The sequence below is a fragment of the Parabacteroides sp. An277 genome (genome assembly GCF_002159645.1).
In the GTDB taxonomy this organism is placed as follows: Bacteria; Bacteroidota; Bacteroidia; order Bacteroidales; family Tannerellaceae; genus Parabacteroides.
In genome coordinates, this window is sequence record NZ_NFJB01000099.1 from 1 (window position 1) to 556 (window position 556).

The 556-nt window shown below is 45.0% G+C and carries 1 protein-coding gene; it reads right to left on the reverse strand.

The features are described 5' to 3' along the window. Nucleotides 1-279: 279 nt before the first annotated feature. Nucleotides 280-556: transposase (locus B5F77_RS15490; RefSeq protein WP_087332358.1), on the reverse strand; the 277-nt coding region annotated here is incomplete at its 5' end.

The following is a 556-nucleotide window of genomic DNA, read 5'->3' on the forward strand; positions in this document are numbered from 1 at the left end:
GGTTTGCAATCGGAATTGTAAGGTTGCCGCAAATTGCAGGAGGTTTGCAATCGGAATTGCAAGGTTGCCGCAAATTGCAGGAGGTTTGCAATCGGAATTGCAAGGTTGCTGCAAACTTGCAGGAGGTCTGCAATCGGAATTGTAAGGTTGCTGCAAATTGCAGGAGGTCTGCAATCGGAATTGTAAGGTTGCTGCAAATTGCAGGAAGTTTGCAATCGGAATTGTAAGGTTACTGCAAATTGCAGGAGGTTTGCAATCGGAATTGGGCTCAGTAGAAATTTAGTGGGGATATGCATATAGTTTTGCAATACGGAATAAGAAGAACTTCTTGTCTGCAACCCCTCTGAGGTTTGCTCTGAATAGTTTGATTTTAGCGTTGAAAGACTCTGCCATCGCATTGGACGAACGGTTGTTGTAGAAGTTCAGGATCTCATCATAATGCTCATGAAAGGTAGCGGCTATGACGTTAAATGAGTGAAATCCGGCTTCTTCCACTTTGTTGTACCACCGTGCCATGGACAGACGTGCGGCATCCTTGACCGTGTTTTTGGCAAAG